This is a genomic window from Shewanella nanhaiensis, assembly GCF_019457885.1.
GTDB lineage: Bacteria > Pseudomonadota > Gammaproteobacteria > Enterobacterales > Shewanellaceae > Shewanella > Shewanella nanhaiensis.
This window is the reverse complement of sequence record NZ_JAHZST010000011.1, coordinates 115,383-131,083: the sequence shown is the minus strand read 5'-3', so window position 1 is coordinate 131,083 and position 15,701 is coordinate 115,383. Positions and strand designations below refer to the sequence as shown.

Here is a 15,701-nt window from a genome sequence, read left to right as displayed (position 1 = left end):
CGGTAAAGTTCACCTTACCAACATTTCAATATCATCTGGTCTGTAAGAGTCCATTGTCATAAAGAGAGGAGAAAAAATCAATAAAATTTACTTAAGCCACTGTTTTATAAATACAAATAATTCTCATTAATCTCACCTTGATTGAAATTACACCTCAACTGCAACATTTACTAACCATTTCATACAGACCTATTAACACTTGGTTCCTAGAATTAATTCCTAGTATTTAGCGCCTAATAATGAATACCTCAAAACAAGACTAAGAAAGAGAGCTAGAAAACAGACTCTCTAAGTGACTGGAAAAATTATGAACCTGACCCGAATAAGTACCCATAACCCAGCAGGCACTTTAGTCACTCTTCTGTTGATCGCCATCTTTGGTCTACTGGCCATCGCTAAACTCCCGATCCAACTGCTGCCAGATATTCAACAACCACAGATATCTGTTTTTAACAACTGGCGTTCTGCCGCTCCCCAGGAGATGGAATCAAATATCATTGAACCTCAGGAAAATGTCTTAAGACAAGTTCCCGGTGTGATAGAGATGAGCTCAAACATCTCTCAGGGTTTCGGGGCCGTCACCCTCACGTTTGAAGTGGGTAGTAATATGCAGGAGGGGATGATTAATGTCATTAACGCATTAAACCAAACACCTCCCCGCCCACTCGATGCTAACGAACCTTTCATCAATGTTGGTGGTGGCCGCGGAACACCTAACCTAGCTTCTCTGCTTATCCGTATGGCACCGGATAACCCAGCCACAGACTTTGGCCAATATCAAAAGCTCATCGATGATGTGGTCGAGCCCAGACTCAGGCAGATCACCGGTGTTGGCTCAGTACAACTACAAAGTCGTCAGCCCAAAGAGTTACACATTGAGTTTGATCCCTACCGCGCAGCTGCACTGGGGATCACATTAGATCAGCTCAGAAACACCCTCTCACGGGCCGCCGATATCTCCGGTGGCACAGCCAATGTAGGTCGTCGCCAATACACGGTTCGCTTTATCGGCCAATACACTCCAGAGAATTTAGGCGAATTGATCGTCACCTACAATGAGGGTCGACCTGTCTACCTCAATGAGTTAGCCGATGTCAGTATCTCCACGGCTGAAGTGCAGGGATTCACAAAACGAAACGGCTATACAGCCTACTACATGACACTACAGGGAACCTTCGACGCCAATACAGTGACAGTACTTGAGGGGGTCAATAAAGCCATTGCAGAACTAAATGAGGGTGCCCTAAAAGATGCAGGCTTAGTGATGGACCTCTCCTTTGATGCTTCGATTCATATCAAGCGAGCTATTCAGTTGGTAAAAGGAAACCTAGCCATAGGAGTGCTACTAGCACTGGTTATCCTCTTCGCATTTCTAAGAAACTTCCGTGCCACCTTAATGATTGCATCCACCATACCTGTCGCCCTTTTAATCGCTTTCTTCTCACTAGAAGCAATGGGACGTACGCTTAATGTTATCTCCCTTGCAGGGCTCGCATTTGCCGTTGGTTTGGTACTTGATGCCGCCATCATAGTGCAGGAGAATATTGTGCGGCTTATACAGCAAGGTCGCACGACACGAGAAGCTATCGAGCAAGGTACAGCTCAAGTGAAAGGCGCACTAATGGCTTCAACAGCCACAACCATTGCCATCTTCCTGCCCATTCTATTTATGCCAGGAGTCGAAGGTCAGCTGTTTTCAGATCTGGCACTCACTCTCTCTGTCGCAGTCGTCTCCTCCTTTATTAGCGCCATCACTTTAATTCCAGTGTTTAGTTTGCTGTGGCTCAAATTCCCTAAGCCTGCCGATAATAAGCAGCTCAAGCAAGACCTTTGGTCTAAGCTAACTCAGCTCATAAAATTGCTTACTGGCAACAAAAAGCGAGCGGCTGCTTGGTGTGGACTGCTTATCATTGGCAGTGGCGCACTGACTTTCACCTTGATGCCACGCCCCGACTTTCTCCCTCAGGCTAGATCGGACGGAATATTTGCCTTCTTCTCTCTGCCACCGGGATCGAATGTACAAACCTTAGAGAAAGAGGTTGGCGATACCATCATAGAAAGGCTCAAACCTTACTATGACAAGGTAAAAACACCTTATATAAAAGGTTACAACTTCTCCATGTACTCGGCGTTTAATATCTTGTTTATCTACCCAGAGGATCCATCCCAAGCAGATGAGATGATTAAGCTGCTTAATGATGAGATCTTAATTGGTCTGCCAGATACCCAAGCATTCACTAACCGCGGTTCACTGCTGCAATTTGGCTTTAATGGCGGGCGAGCAATCAACATAGATCTTCAGGGACCAGATATGGAGGCGCTCATGGCCTCAGCTGCGGCAGGAATGAAGCTTATCACCGATGCACTTCCTGGCGCGGTCGTGCGTCCACAACCTGGCCTTTCTATGGCGCAGCCTGAGCTACAGCTTATCCCCAATGAACGTAGATTAGCTCAAGCAGGTGTCGACAGAACCCAAATTGCCAACGCTATTCGAGCTTATACCTCTGGACTCTTTGTCGGAGAATATTTTGACGGTAATGAGCGTATGGATATCTTACTTAAGGGGCCTAAGTGGCAGGTTCCTGAACAGTTGGCAGCTACGCCTGTATTCACTCAGGCAGCTGGAATACAAACCATAGGAGAGCTTGCTACCATTAAGCGCACCGTCGGCCCGACTCAACTGCAAAGGGTCAATGGAAAACGGAGCGTCAGTTTACTTATCTTCCCACCAGCTGATATGTCATTGGATGAAGCATTGGAGACTATCAATGACAAAGCTGTGCCAGAGCTCAAAGCCAGCCTACCGGATAATAGCTCCCTTAAGTTCCGTGGCAGTGCAGATAAACTCGATCAAACCATTAAAGATATGGGGGCAAACTTCCTACTGGCAGTGGTAATACTGTTTCTTTTGATGTCGGCGATGTTCAAATCCACAAAAGACAGTCTGCTGGTACTCCTCTCAATGCCACTGGCGATCTGCGGCGGGGTCATAAGCTTAAGAGTGCTTAATCTGTTTAGCTTTCAAAGCTTAGATCTACTGACCATGATAGGCTTTATCATTCTACTTGGCCTAGTGGTCAACAACGCCATCTTGCTAGTCGATCAAACCCGTCAAGGAACCCGAGATGGCTTAGATACCGATAGTGCTATCTATCAAGCGGTCTCTACTCGTGCCCGCCCTGTTTATATGAGCACCTTAACCTCCATTTTTGGCATGCTTCCCTTAATGCTAGTACCAGGTGTCGGTAGTGAGATCTACCGAGGTCTGGCAGCCGTTATTGTCGGTGGCATGACATTCAGTGCGCTCTTTACGCTTATCCTGATCCCTAGTCTACTGCGCTTAACTCATCGGGAAAAAGCAATACCAGTTTCAGACACGTTTAATGTCTCTGTTGCAACAACTCATACCGGAGTCAAGTGATGAAAACCCTTATCCCAACCTTAATGTGCTTTACACTTCTCTTTCCATACACTGTGATGGCTGAAGAGGAAACACCGGAAAAACAGGAGACGCCACCTCGTCTGGTCAGCGTCGTTCAAGTGGAAAATCGAGCACTATCGCCTAAAATCATGGTGATAGGTTCGGTCCACTCACGAAACAGTGCCGAACTGACCTCAGGCATAGATGGTAAACTCGACTGGGTACAAGAGGCTGGCACCTTAGTCAAAGCCGGCGAGGTCGTTGCTAGGCTGGAACAGACCAGATTGATACTGCAAAAAGAGCAACAACAGGCTCAGATTGAGTATGAACAGGTGAGCTTAAAGCGTCTGGAGCGTGAATACAGTAGACTTAAAAAGCTTATCAAAAGCAAAAATGCCTCAGAAACAGAGTTAGATAAGGCGCAATCCGATCGCGATCTGGCGGCAGCAAATCTGAAACTCGAGCAGATAAAGCTAAAGATGATCTTAGATAACCTTGATAGAACCGAAGTCAAAGCCACTTTTGATGGCATTATCACCGAGCGCCAACATCAAGCTGGAGAAGATATTAGCCGCTCTGAATCGATCATCGCCATGACAGATCCCGACAATTTGGAGATCCGTCTACACGCACCACTTAAACACAGCAAGCGAGTCAAGAAAGGCGATGAGCTCAATATCTATCATAGCCAAGGTGAGTTCCACGGTAATATTCGCAGCCTTATTCCTGTATCCGACGTACGCTCACAGACTTTCGAAGCCCGTATCGATCTCCCTATCGAGATGCATGATGCCTTCAGTGTTGGCGAGCTTGTTTCACTCGCCCTGCCTATCGCCCCTAAGCAGCTCACCACTTTAGTGCCCAGAGATGCCATCATTTTGAGATCCACTGGCGCCTTTGTATTTAAAGTCGATCTCGATAATAAAGCGGTCAAGATCCCCGTAGAGCTTGGTGACGGTGAAGGAGAGTGGATTGCAGTAAACGGTCAACTCACCGACAGTGACTCAGTGGTTATCCGCGGCGCTGAAACACTGCAAGATGGTCAAGTCGTCCAGTTTCAAGCAATCCCTGGTAGTAAAGCTGCGACAGCAGGTTAATACCAATCAAGATCCCCTTAGCCCACAGGATTGTGGGCTTTTTTGTCTCTATACAGATCTATCCTTAAAGAATCGGTATAAGATCATAGTCTTCTCCCTTGAGCATGGCATAATGTCGGGCAACTTTAGCTTTTCGAACCTAGTCTTATTTACACTCTTTTTGAAGGTAGCCAGATGCCCACTAAAGCCGATCCCTGTTCTCAACCTAGTCTAATGCACCCAGATGAAGCGATAACCCGACTTCTTGAGCAGGTCACGCCTCTCGACGACTCCGAAGTGGTGCAGCTCCCCCATGCCTTAGGACGTGTTTTAGCGGAAGATCTGGCTTCGAGTATCGATCTACCACCGTTTAATAACTCAGCGATGGACGGTTATGCGTTTCGCTTTGACGATCTCGCTCATAATGAAAGCCTCACTCTGATAGGACAATCTTTTGCCGGACACCCTTTCGAAGGGGAGGTTAAACCCAACACCTGCGTTCGTATAATGACTGGCGCACCTGTTCCTAACGGCTATGACACAGTGCAGATGCAGGAGAAGGTTGAAGCTAAAGAGGGAGATATCTTCATTGAAGCCCCTAAAGCCAAAGGCGCCAATATAAGATACCAAGGTGAAGAAGTTAGCACTGGTGGCAAGGTGCTATTCTCTGGCACACAGATAGGCGCAGCCGAAATGGGCGTATTGGCGACCATAGGTGTCAGCCAGCTGCGGGTGACCCGTCAGGTCAAAGTTGCCTTCTTCTCAACTGGCGATGAGTTGCGCCCCATAGGTAGTGAACTTGCACCGGGTCAGATATATGACTCGAATCGCTACACGATTCAGGGCCTATTGAGCCGCGCAAATATTGAGTGGATAGATCTTGGTGTCATTGAAGATGATCCCGAAGCGATCAGACAAGCTTTCCGCCACGCCGCATCCTGCGCAGATATGGTATTGACCTCAGGTGGCGTCTCAGTAGGTGATGCCGACTACACTAAACAGATTTTGGATGAAGAGGGTGAGATCACCTTCTGGAAACTGGCCATCAAACCCGGTAAGCCTTTCGCCTTCGGCCGCTTAGGCAAGGCGATATTCTGCGGTCTTCCAGGAAACCCCGTCTCCTCTATGGTCACCTTCTATAAATTAGTGTGGCCACTACTGCAGAAGATGCAGGGATTACCGCAAACTAAGCCCTTAACCCTTAAGGCGACACTCAAAGGTGAGCTGCGTAAATTTCCGGGACGTGTTGAGTACCAAAGAGGAATATTAAGCCATAACGCGCAAGGCGAAGCCGAAGTCACCATCACAGGGGGACAGGGCTCAGGTATGCTGACCTCCATGAGCTTAGCTAACTGTTTCGTTATCTTAGCCCAGGAACAGGGCAACACAGCAGACGGTACCTTAGTGACCGTAGAGCCTTTTAATTCAGTACTTTGCTAATCTATATCCTAGGAAACAGTGATGAGTTCAACCACAGACAGCGATGAGATTTTATCTGACAGTGAAATACTCAGATACAGCCGCCATATCTCCATCAAGGCGATGGATTTTGAGGGGCAGGAGAGATTAAAACTCGCCAAAGTCTTAGTGATCGGTGCTGGCGGGCTAGGATGTGCGGCGACACAATATCTGGCCGTTGCAGGTATTGGCTCCATGACCTTAGTGGACTTCGATACAGTTGAACTATCAAACCTACAACGTCAGGTGTTACATCAAGATAAAAACATCGGTCAGCCTAAAGTCGAGTCCGCTAAAGAAACCCTTAGTGAGCTCAACCCACATCTTCAGGTAGAGACCATCAATGCTGTACTTGATGATCATGAGTTCGATGCCTTAATTGCTAAACATACTTTGGTGATGGACTGTACCGATAATGTCGCAGTGCGAGAACAACTCAATAAAAGCTGCTTTGCCCACAGGGTACCACTGATCTCAGCTGCAGCGATCCGTATGGAGGGCACTGTGACAGTATTTGACTATCAAGGTGAAGCACCTTGTTACCACTGCTTCAGCAAGCTCTTCGGTGAACAGCACCTCACCTGCGTCGAATCTGGAATACTAGCCCCAGTGGTCGGTATGATTGGCTGTCTGCAGGCAGTGGAAGCGATAAAGGTGATAAGCGGTATAGGTAAACCGCTGATTGGCAGGATATTGATGATCGATGCCATGACCATGGAGTTTCGTGAGATGAAGTTGAGCAAACAGGTTAACTGTGAAGTGTGTTGTTCGCGTTTAAGCTAACGCGGCCACCGTAGAGCGAGCCAAGGCCAGTCATAAAAGAACATATGACTAGCCAAGTGGGATTAATTAATACATTGATAATCTTTAGTGATGATGTACGTACGACACACTTCATCACTACAGTGCTGAGTCTGTGTATCAAACGCTTTAGCACTCGAAAATCCCCAGTACCCACACCTTTGCTTAGCCAATGCTATTGCCCCAGGTTCGTCGGGTAAGTAAGCTTTTGAAGCTGCTAACTCATAGCGTAAAGTCACAACTCCGTCACTCTTAGAGCCACTAACAGCCTCCCAGTCACTTCGTGTAGCGCAACCTGATGCAATCAACATAACGCAGGTAGCGAGTAGTAATGCTGTTCTTGTTTTCAGATCCGATGCCCCAATATTTATAAATAACGATGGGGGCATACTAAATAAAGATATGATGTAAACAACGGCTCTTCCCAAAAAAGCAGCAAAAAATACAGATACCCTCACAGATGTAACAAGCAGGTTTACATCTCGTACCAACAAAAAGTCAAGTTCGTTGATAGAGTATTACTTCCACTCAAAAAATCATCCCAAAGAAACGTTAACTCCAAAACGTGTTCCTTAATCGACATAAGAGAAAGTTATTGCCTAGCTAAAAACCCTTTTTGCTGTTTAAAGCGTTATTATACAAACAATATAAATATCTAATCACTGTCTGATACCAAGTGATATTTATTCTACCTAATTAATAACGCTACTCTTTTTGGAGAATCGAAGGATATGATTAAAATCACCTCACTGGCTTTAGTTATCACGGCAACCGTGGCACTGACAGCATGTAACCCAAGCGAACAAACCTCCGCCAAGGCAGATATAGAACAAGCACCTTCAGCCGTTTCTATGGCAAATCCAGCTTCAGAGTACTGTGTTTCACTGGGTGGGAAACTAGAGATTAACAATGAAGCTAAAGGGCAAGTTGGGATCTGCCACCTTCCTAGCGGTGAGAAGATAGAGGAGTGGACCCTCTACCGAAAAGCCAACAAACAAGAGGTTACAACCGCCATTGATATGGCTAACCCAGCGGCTAAGTATTGTGAATCTCTGCAGGGTAAGCTGGCACTGGATACTGGTATCTGTACCCTGCCAAGTGGTGAAGCGTTAGATCAATGGGAGCTGTTCAGACGCGATCATAAGCAGGCAGATCCCGCTAAAGAGTTGCTACCGATAACACAATGATGTCGACCTGTATTATCAGCAAGCCAAGCATTTAAGGAGCATTTAACCAATGAGCATACTGCCCCGTGATCCCAGCTATGATGAGGCTTGCGATATTTGCGATCATTGGCAACTTGATGACTGGCAACCCATGTTAGCGAAGCTAATCATCCGCCACGGTTTAACGGTAGAGAAAATATCACAGAACCTAGAGGGCTCAAACCCAGTGTTTGAGCTCACTTTAGACCGTCAGCACCATCAAGAGCAAAGCTATATGGTTAAGGTGTTGGCGCCAAATTGGTACGCCCAATACCGAAGTGAGCTTCTCAGCTTAAGCCTGCTCAATCAACATAAACTTGGCATTAAAGTCCCTAAGCTTATCTACTCAGGGGAGATAGATAACTGGCATTACTTAGTGATTGAAAAGCTTTCTGGCACTCCTCTCTCAAATGTTATGGACAAGATAAGCGAAAAAAACAGATCAGAGATCGCCTATAGATTGGGACAGTTTAGCGCTCAGCTACACAAGCTCCCTCAGAAAGAGTTAACTGAGCTTAGGGTGAACTGGCGGGAATTTGTAAAGAAACAGAGCCAAAACTGCTTCGAAAAACGTAAAAAGCAGAAGTTAGCAGCCCCCTTACTTGCGAGTCTGCCCGATTATCTTAAACATCACTTATCTAGGTTAGATAGCCAGCTAGATTCACCACAACTGTATCTGATCCATACCGATCTTCACCCTGGCAACTTGATGGTGAATAAAGTAGCTAATGGTTATCAACTCACAGGTATTTTTGATTTCGGCGACGCGCTGGCCTGCCCAGTTCCTGAGTTTGAGTTTACCTCCCCAGCTCTTTTGCTTGCTCTAGGAGAGCCAGCATTATTGCACGCCTTTCTCGATGGCTACGGCTATTTAGGCCCTAGGAGTAAACAGCTACAGGAACATATGATGATCTTAAGCCTAATAAGGCATACAGGTGATATTAACTACCTGCTGCAACATGTACCGAACTGCAAAGATGAAGTTAGTTGGCAGGCACTCGAAGCAAAGTTCTTTCCTCTCTAACTGCCTATATCTCTGGCCTCTGCCATCAACAGCCCTTTCTCAACCCAGAGGTTAACGCTTATCCCTTTAACTTCGATATGTAAGGGCTTCTCCCCCTTGCCCACATCAGGTAACACGCCATAGATCTTGGGATCATAACCCACCTCATACAGGGTAACCTTCTTACCTGCGGCGGTTTGATATCTGATCTGAGCAGCTGTCACCCCTTGGATCGAACAGTAACGCCCACCCAACATGTTATTGTTCTGCTGGCTAAAAATTGAGGAGTTAACAATAGAGAAATCCAGTTGGGTAAAATAATCCCGCAGCGGAGGAAGCCGTGCTGTTTTTAGCTCTAAGGGTTTCATCTTAATATGATTCATCGCCACTTCATCGGCTATCAGGCCTATCTTTGATGGTTGCTGAAAGTAGAGATTCAAGCTCATCATCAATAACATCACCACACTTGCAGTGATCGCCATATAGACACTGGTTCGGCGAGAAACACCTAAGGCAGTATTACTCTCTTTAGGTTTTGCCTCCTGGGTATAACCACCAAGCAGGCTTTCGAATCTATCTAACTGCTCGCTATCCAGCTCTTTCTGTTCGATATACTCTTTTGCAGAGGTTTTAAATAGGGAGTCTCTTGTCACATATTTTTTATTCATACTCTGACTCCGGACCGCTTATGGGGACTGCTTTGGGAAACATCAGCCACTTTCTGCTTAATACGGTGTAACCGAGACAGAATCGTTCCTCTGGGCTGCATCAGCTCCTGTGATATCTCCGATGCAGTATAACCATCGACAGCCCAAAGATAGAGCACTTCACGCTCGGCAGTATTCAGTAGTTCGAATACATGCTCGATCAGGTTATGCTGTATCTCTAGCTCCTCAATGCAGGTCTCATCAAGTAAAATAGGAGCCCCCTCTTCGATAGACTCGAAAGCGATAGCGCTATTTCGGCGGCAGTCATCAACAAATTGATTACGGATAATTTTGCGTATATAGGCATGGGAATACTCTACCGATTGGCCACGGCGGATCCATTTTTCCAGTGAGGTTTGTAACAGATCTTCAGCACTTCTTTGCTCAGCTGTCAGACAGAAGCAGTAACGAAATAACCCCTGTAACAGCTCACGGCTCAGCATATCAAGCCTCTTCCAGATGAAAACCGCATACCCAACCTTGGGTGATCCCACTATTGAGCACACTCATATCAACGCCAGAGTCATTGATCTGGCCTAAAGTTCGTGACTGTTGAATATCTCTAAGTACCTGATATAAATCGGAGGAGATACGCTGAACTTTAGGCTTAAATGGCTCACGGTAAATAGCGAAAAAATAGTGTTCCTGAGGGGAGTCGATCTTTATATCATCTTGCTCTTGCTGATATTTAAGCCAGATTTCATAAAGAGGGAATGAAGAGCTAAATAGATAAACATCTGGACGCAGTAACATTACCAGCGAAGCCTGCTGTAACTCAGTGAGCGTGGAGATATCAGACAAAGGCTGACAAGCTAGCCTATCGGCGGCGTAATAACTTAACTGTATCAACCACTCAAGTCTTGCTAGATCGGCAAGGTACTCTAAACCTTCAAACTCCAAGTGTCTGGCTATAGTATCGATGAGCAACTCAGGAAAGTGTTCACCATAAAGATTCAAGTTACTCAACTTCAGCGGGTGTAGACCTTGATAACGCTGGGCCAGTTGCTCAAAACACACTTCACCCAATACCTGCTTGCAGATAGGAAAGCTAATACCTAAAGCGGCCGCTAACGCTTGCTTACTATTATTTCGATATACAGATAAACGCTCAGCCTCTCTGCTGTTAACCAAGGAGAGTAATGCCTCATCGGCTCTTGATTTACTAAGAACACCGACAAATGCTTCCTGCCACTCAGCTAAGCGCATAACTCCCCCTAGAAACTCCAGCGGCTTGAGTCACAGGTTTAGCTGATGCGAGAATGCTAGCGGCAATCTCTCTCTCCTGCAGTAGACGGGTCAAAGGAGGCAGATCGTTATCCCACTCAATCATGCTTGGGATCGCACCATTTTTTTCGATAAATAGCTCAAACGCCTGCCACACCTTTTGGTCCACAGGGTGGTTATGAGCATCAAGCAGGAAATCTCCTTTATCATGGAATCCGGCTAAGTGTATCTGCTTAACTCGCTCAACTGGGATCAGATCCATAAATCTCTGCATCTCCTGATCCAGATTCTTAGCTGTCACATAGGCGTTATTAATATCCAGCAACAGGTAACAGTCTGCTTTGTCGGCAACGGCAGCGATAAACTCCCCCTCAGTCATCTCATTAAATTGGCAACTTAGATAGGTAGACACGTTTTCCAGCAGAATTCTTTCACCCATAAACTCCTGCACCTGCATAATGCGTTGGCTTAGATGGTCAACGGCCTCTTCGGTATAGGGTAATGGCAGCAGATCTGGCACTTTAAAATCATTATTGCCAGAGAAACTGGCATGTTCGGAATACCAGAGGGCTCCGGTCTCCTGCTTCAGCGCTTTAACCTGCTTTAGGTAATCTAAGTCTAAAGGAGATAGTCCCCCCAAGGAGAGCCCCACGCTATGGAGCACTATGGGGTAACGCTCACTTATCTCCTGCAGCATTCGTTTATTCAATCCTCCCTCGACAAGCCAGTTATCTACCAAGACCTCAAACCAGGGAATATCTGTCTGCCCTGCTGCTAAGATCTCCCGCACATGAGGAAGTCGCAGGCCAATGCCTGCGCCCGCTAAGTGACTACCTGGCATTAAGATTTCGCCGGTTTAACAGCTTTAACCTCACCGCCGGTTATCTTGTCGCAGGTTCCTGCAGGAACATACACCCACTCATGTGCAAGATTGTCCTCTTTGGCTTGTCCTGCACAGCCATGACTACCATCGAGCGCACCACAATCATTAGCACCCGCCTTAGCGATACCTGCACATTTTTCCCATTCAGTCGGCTGTTCTGGTACCGCATTAGCACTTACAGAAAGACCTGCAGCTAAAATTCCCGCAACCGTTAAACCAAGCGCTTTATTTGAAGATTTCATCAAGTTCTATCCTTTATAAAAAGTGAAGTGTCATCTCTATAACGAATAGCAGATAAATTTGATTGCATGATCTGAATATATTTTTGCTAATACTAAATTAGTGAGCAGAGGAGAAATTTAAGAAAGGGAAAGGAGTGAAAAGGTGTACAAGCTCTTGGCTCCTCCTCCGCAGATAAGGAGGAGCCAAGAGATAGCTTAACCGATAAAGCTGAGGTAGCCTTTCAAAATAATGGCATTGACGATATCGATAAAGAAGGCACCAACAATCGGCACCACCATAAAGGCTTGAGGCGAAGGGCCTGTTCTGGAAACGAGCGCGCCCATGTTCATCACGGCTGTAGGGGTTGCTCCCATGCCGAAACCACAGTGGCCTCCGACCATTACAGCAGCATCATAGTTACTTCCCATAAATCTAAAGGTAATGAAGTAAGCAAACAGCGCCAGTGTCAGTGTCTGCACCAATAAGATAGCAAGCAGAGGCAGTGCAAGGTCGAATATCTCCCACAGCTTAAGATTCATCAAGGCCATGGACAGAAACAGTGATAAAGAGACTGTACCCAGCACATCAACACTCTCACTCTTAATCTTATAGCCATGGGAGAGTTCTGTAATGTTCGCAATCACCACACCTAGAAAAAGTGCATAGACAAATTCAGGCATCTTCAGCCAACTGATCCCCAGATAGGAGACAAGCGTGCCTATCCATTTGGCTCCAGCAACACATAACAGAAGAATAAACAGCACCTCAAGAATACTCTTAGCTGTAACCCTATCTTCCTCCAGTTGATCATAGGTCACCAACTCAGGATGATCTTTGTGGTGGTTACCTCCCACCCCGTATGAGGAGACTAAGTTATTCTTATTGATCAACCTCTGGGCTACTGGACCACCTATGATCCCTCCCATAACCAAACCAAATGTCGCTGCGGCCATGGCAAACTCAAGTGTATTGACGCCATAGTCCTCATAGAAGGTTTGTGCCCAAGCCGCCCCTGTTCCATGACCTCCAGAGAGAGTAATGGAGCCAGCAATTAAGCCCATAAAAGGCTCTAGACCTAACGCCGTTGCCATGCTGACACCCACGGCATTTTGAACAAGAATAAACAGAGAGGTAACCCCCAAAAACATAAACACCTTAGTGCCGCCTTTGAGAAGTAACTTATAGCTGGCAGCAAGACCCACAGTGCTGAAAAACATCAACATCAAGGTGTTCTGCATCGAGAGGGTAAAGCGAATAGAGATCTGATTGAAGTGCAGTATCGTGATCACCGCTGCGACGATAAGACCGCCGACAATAGGCTCTGGGATATTATACTTTTTAAATAACGGCACGTGACGGTTAATCGTATGCCCGATAAACAGAACTAAAATCGCCACTAAAAACGACTCAAGTTCACCAATTGAATAAACAGTACTCATAAAACTCCTAATACCAACAAAATCGACGATCGATACTAAAGCCTTTCACCTGGTCATTCAGAGGTAGGGTCATTGTGATGCCCTTTTTCACCTGTGACGAAACAGTCGAACATTCTGCCACAAGAGTTGAGATTTACGACTAATCTAATTTCGTATAAACGACTGATTTATGATGATTAAGATAGAGATCACACTCTTGAGGGCTCACAGTTTGATCAAACAGAGGTTTTATCGCTACAAATACACTCGATTGACTAAATTTCACGCTCAATATGCATAAAAAAACCAGCTCAAAAGTAGAGCTGGCTTAATTAAATAAGCAGAATAAACAGGTTTAACCAATAAAACTGAGGTAACCCTGCAAGATAATGGCGTTAACGATATCGATAAAGAAGGCGCCCACAATTGGCACCACCATAAAGGCCTGAGGCGATGGACCCGTTCTCGAAACAAGTGCCCCCATATTCATCACAGCCGTCGGTGTTGCCCCCATACCAAAACCACAGTGGCCACCGGCCATCACAGCGGCATCATAGTTTCTACCCATTAACCTAAAGGTGATGAAATAAGCGAACAGCGCTAAGGTTACAGTTTGCACCAGCAAAATGGCCAACAGAGGCAGTGCGAGATCAAATATCTCCCACAGTTTTAAATTCATCAAAGCCATGGCTAAAAATAGCGACAAAGAGACAGTACCTAATACATCCACACTCTCACTCTTTATTTTATAACCATGGGACAGCTCAGTAATATTGGTGATCACCACGCCAATAAACAGGGCATAGACAAATTCAGGCATCTTTAGCCAGCTAATACCCAAGCTAGAGATAAGCGTCGCAACCCATTTAGCACCAGAGACACACAGAAGCAGAATAAACATCACCTCCAAAATGCTCTTGGCTGTCACCCTGTCCTCTTCCAGTTGATCATAGGTCACTAGATCTGGATGATCTTTATGATGATTACCACCAACACCGTAAGATGAGACCAAATTATTCTTATTAATCAACCTTTGAGCGACTGGACCACCTATGATCCCGCCCATCACTAAACCAAAGGTTGCCGCCGCCATTGCGAACTCTAAGGTATTGATCCCATAGTTCTCTTGGAAAGTATGCGCCCAAGCAACGCCAGTTCCATGGCCACCAGATAGCGTAATAGAACCAGCAATCAGTCCCATTAAAGGCTCTAAGCCCAACGCGGTCGCCATACTGACACCGACAGCATTCTGAATAAGAATAAACAGAGACGCGATCCCTAGAAATAGAAAGACCTTAGATCCTCCTTTAAGCAACAACTTATAGTTTGCAGCCAAGCCTACGGTACTGAAAAACATCAACATTAGTGTTTTCTGCATCGAAAGAGTAAACGCTAAGGTAATATTATTGAAATGCAAAATGGTGATAATAGCCGCGACAATCAAACCACCAACGATGGGCTCAGGAATATTATACTTCCTGAAAAAAGGCACATGACGATTAATAGAGTGCCCAATAAAGAGCACTAAAATTGCGACCAAAAACGACTCAAGCTCGCCAATTGAATAAACTGTGTTCATGAAACTCCTATTTGAAGCTCTGCAGTTCTACTCCCTTCTATCAATCCCAATACGGGCTCGATAAATAGATAAGTAAAACGCCGTTCTCCATTCGGTCATACTGAATACAAAAAATATGCTCAGCACATAAGATGAGACAGCAGCACTAGGTGCTATAACTACTCGTTTTACGACATTGAATTTATTTGAGGAGAGGGGTTAGCCTTGGCTCATATCTATAGTTGGAGCGCCATCTTTCTCGGCCTCCGCGATACGTGCACGTTCAGCTTTAGAGATATATTTAGGTTTATTACTCGAATGAAGTTTGGCATTGGCTTTTTTAGCCTTGCCCTTCAATGTTTCATTGATCTTCTTCTTTCTATTCATCTCTAACCCACTCTATTTGATTTTTTACTCAATCCATCAGGATAGAGGTAAAGGCCGCGCATTATAGCGCATTTCACTGCCAGAATCGAAATTCAACCGAGTTCAAAGCCAATATAGAGTCGATTTAACATGGAAAAACATGGGACTAATTCTAGAGGAAGTTAATTAACTATTTAAAAAAATTGAAAAATCCCCCTTAGCTAATTAAGAGCAAAGTGATGCTTATCTCTGCAAAAAAAACCGCCACAGCAAGGCCGAAACAAATATACAACCAACCACCGCTTTACCTTACAATTCAAACGGATAATCAACAAATCAGGAGGTGTAAGTCACAGTAT

General features: G+C 45.6%; 15 protein-coding genes. 6 read left to right on the top strand and 9 right to left on the bottom strand.

The genetic code is table 11. The features are described 5' to 3' along the window. Window positions 1-307: 307 nt before the first annotated feature. From K0625_RS15545 to moeB, 4 genes are all read left to right on the top strand, one after another. Window positions 308-3,421, top strand: a complete 3,114-nt coding sequence (locus K0625_RS15545) for an efflux RND transporter permease subunit (RefSeq protein ID WP_220110525.1) — start codon at window positions 308-310, stop codon at window positions 3,419-3,421. After that, a complete protein-coding gene (locus tag K0625_RS15540) occupies window positions 3,421-4,518 on the top strand; it encodes an efflux RND transporter periplasmic adaptor subunit (RefSeq protein ID WP_220110524.1) in 1,098 nt (365 codons plus the stop codon). The genes K0625_RS15545 and K0625_RS15540 overlap by 1 nt, the downstream gene beginning before the upstream one ends. Before the next feature lie 174 nt (window positions 4,519-4,692). Next, on the top strand, window positions 4,693-5,937 hold the full coding sequence (gene moeA / locus K0625_RS15535) for a molybdopterin molybdotransferase MoeA (RefSeq protein ID WP_220110523.1): 1,245 nt from the start codon (window positions 4,693-4,695) through the stop codon (window positions 5,935-5,937). Between the two features lie 21 nt (window positions 5,938-5,958). Continuing rightward, window positions 5,959-6,738, top strand: a complete 780-nt coding sequence (moeB, locus tag K0625_RS15530; protein WP_220110522.1) for a molybdopterin-synthase adenylyltransferase MoeB — start codon at window positions 5,959-5,961, stop codon at window positions 6,736-6,738. Window positions 6,739-6,800: 62 nt separating this feature from the next. Here the strand turns inward: moeB and yecR are convergent, their stop codons facing one another. Then, a complete protein-coding gene (yecR, locus tag K0625_RS15525; RefSeq protein ID WP_220110521.1) occupies window positions 6,801-7,145 on the bottom strand; it encodes a YecR family lipoprotein in 345 nt (114 codons plus the stop codon). Between the two features lie 342 nt (window positions 7,146-7,487). On the opposite strand from yecR, the gene K0625_RS15520 reads away from it, so the two are divergent. Continuing rightward, window positions 7,488-7,943: a putative hemolysin gene (locus tag K0625_RS15520; RefSeq protein ID WP_232847126.1), complete on the top strand. Its 456-nt coding sequence runs from the start codon at window positions 7,488-7,490 to the stop codon at window positions 7,941-7,943. A gap of 49 nt (window positions 7,944-7,992) precedes the next feature. Next, window positions 7,993-8,985 (top strand): aminoglycoside phosphotransferase family protein, encoded by a 993-nt coding sequence (locus K0625_RS15515; protein ID WP_220110520.1) that lies wholly within the window; start codon window positions 7,993-7,995, stop codon window positions 8,983-8,985. Here the strand turns inward: K0625_RS15515 and K0625_RS15510 are convergent. The 8 genes from K0625_RS15510 to K0625_RS15475 form a co-directional block, all read right to left on the bottom strand. Then, complete coding sequence (locus K0625_RS15510) at window positions 8,982-9,632, bottom strand: DUF3379 domain-containing protein (RefSeq protein ID WP_220110519.1); 651 nt, start codon at window positions 9,630-9,632, stop codon at window positions 8,982-8,984. The two genes, K0625_RS15515 and K0625_RS15510, sit on opposite strands and share 4 nt — an antisense overlap. Beyond that, window positions 9,629-10,114 (bottom strand): RNA polymerase sigma factor, encoded by a 486-nt coding sequence (locus K0625_RS15505; RefSeq protein WP_220110518.1) that lies wholly within the window; start codon window positions 10,112-10,114, stop codon window positions 9,629-9,631. The genes K0625_RS15510 and K0625_RS15505 overlap by 4 nt, the downstream gene beginning before the upstream one ends. Window position 10,115: 1 nt before the next feature. Next, window positions 10,116-10,877 carry an HvfC/BufC N-terminal domain-containing protein gene (locus tag K0625_RS15500; protein WP_220110517.1) on the bottom strand — a complete coding sequence of 254 codons (762 nt, stop codon included), beginning with the start codon at window positions 10,875-10,877 and terminating at the stop codon, window positions 10,116-10,118. Then, a complete protein-coding gene (gene bufB / locus K0625_RS15495) occupies window positions 10,864-11,736 on the bottom strand; it encodes an MNIO family bufferin maturase (RefSeq protein ID WP_220110516.1) in 873 nt (290 codons plus the stop codon). Before bufB ends, K0625_RS15500 begins: the two co-directional genes overlap by 14 nt. Then, window positions 11,736-12,020, bottom strand: coding sequence for a BufA1 family periplasmic bufferin-type metallophore (locus tag K0625_RS15490; protein ID WP_220110515.1), 285 nt, complete (start codon window positions 12,018-12,020; stop codon window positions 11,736-11,738). Before K0625_RS15490 ends, bufB begins: the two co-directional genes overlap by 1 nt. A gap of 195 nt (window positions 12,021-12,215) precedes the next feature. Then, on the bottom strand, window positions 12,216-13,439 hold the full coding sequence (gene gltS / locus K0625_RS15485; protein ID WP_220110514.1) for a sodium/glutamate symporter: 1,224 nt from the start codon (window positions 13,437-13,439) through the stop codon (window positions 12,216-12,218). A 334-nt stretch (window positions 13,440-13,773) separates the two neighbouring features. Next, window positions 13,774-14,997, bottom strand: a complete 1,224-nt coding sequence (gltS, locus tag K0625_RS15480) for a sodium/glutamate symporter (RefSeq protein ID WP_220110513.1) — start codon at window positions 14,995-14,997, stop codon at window positions 13,774-13,776. A gap of 198 nt (window positions 14,998-15,195) precedes the next feature. Beyond that, a complete protein-coding gene (locus tag K0625_RS15475) occupies window positions 15,196-15,363 on the bottom strand; it encodes a DUF2986 domain-containing protein (protein ID WP_220110512.1) in 168 nt (55 codons plus the stop codon). Window positions 15,364-15,701 lie beyond the last annotated feature (338 nt).

What these genes read in the sequence shown, in the direction of transcription:
- yecR (WP_220110521.1), bottom strand. Translation starts at nt 7,145, where the DNA reads ATGCCCCCATCGTTATTTATAAATATTGGGGCATCGGATCTGAAAACA.
- moeB (WP_220110522.1), top strand. Translation starts at nt 5,959, where the DNA reads ATGAGTTCAACCACAGACAGCGATGAGATTTTATCTGACAGTGAAATA.
- K0625_RS15515 (WP_220110520.1), top strand. Translation starts at nt 7,993, where the DNA reads ATGAGCATACTGCCCCGTGATCCCAGCTATGATGAGGCTTGCGATATT.
- K0625_RS15520 (WP_232847126.1), top strand. Translation starts at nt 7,488, where the DNA reads ATGATTAAAATCACCTCACTGGCTTTAGTTATCACGGCAACCGTGGCA.
- moeA (WP_220110523.1), top strand. Translation starts at nt 4,693, where the DNA reads ATGCCCACTAAAGCCGATCCCTGTTCTCAACCTAGTCTAATGCACCCA.
- K0625_RS15500 (WP_220110517.1), bottom strand. Translation starts at nt 10,877, where the DNA reads ATGCGCTTAGCTGAGTGGCAGGAAGCATTTGTCGGTGTTCTTAGTAAA.
- gltS (WP_220110514.1), bottom strand. Translation starts at nt 13,439, where the DNA reads ATGAGTACTGTTTATTCAATTGGTGAACTTGAGTCGTTTTTAGTGGCG.
- K0625_RS15490 (WP_220110515.1), bottom strand. Translation starts at nt 12,020, where the DNA reads ATGAAATCTTCAAATAAAGCGCTTGGTTTAACGGTTGCGGGAATTTTA.
- K0625_RS15510 (WP_220110519.1), bottom strand. Translation starts at nt 9,632, where the DNA reads ATGAATAAAAAATATGTGACAAGAGACTCCCTATTTAAAACCTCTGCA.
- bufB (WP_220110516.1), bottom strand. Translation starts at nt 11,736, where the DNA reads ATGCCAGGTAGTCACTTAGCGGGCGCAGGCATTGGCCTGCGACTTCCT.
- gltS (WP_220110513.1), bottom strand. Translation starts at nt 14,997, where the DNA reads ATGAACACAGTTTATTCAATTGGCGAGCTTGAGTCGTTTTTGGTCGCA.
- K0625_RS15475 (WP_220110512.1), bottom strand. Translation starts at nt 15,363, where the DNA reads ATGAATAGAAAGAAGAAGATCAATGAAACATTGAAGGGCAAGGCTAAA.
- K0625_RS15505 (WP_220110518.1), bottom strand. Translation starts at nt 10,114, where the DNA reads ATGCTGAGCCGTGAGCTGTTACAGGGGTTATTTCGTTACTGCTTCTGT.
- K0625_RS15540 (WP_220110524.1), top strand. Translation starts at nt 3,421, where the DNA reads ATGAAAACCCTTATCCCAACCTTAATGTGCTTTACACTTCTCTTTCCA.
- K0625_RS15545 (WP_220110525.1), top strand. Translation starts at nt 308, where the DNA reads ATGAACCTGACCCGAATAAGTACCCATAACCCAGCAGGCACTTTAGTC.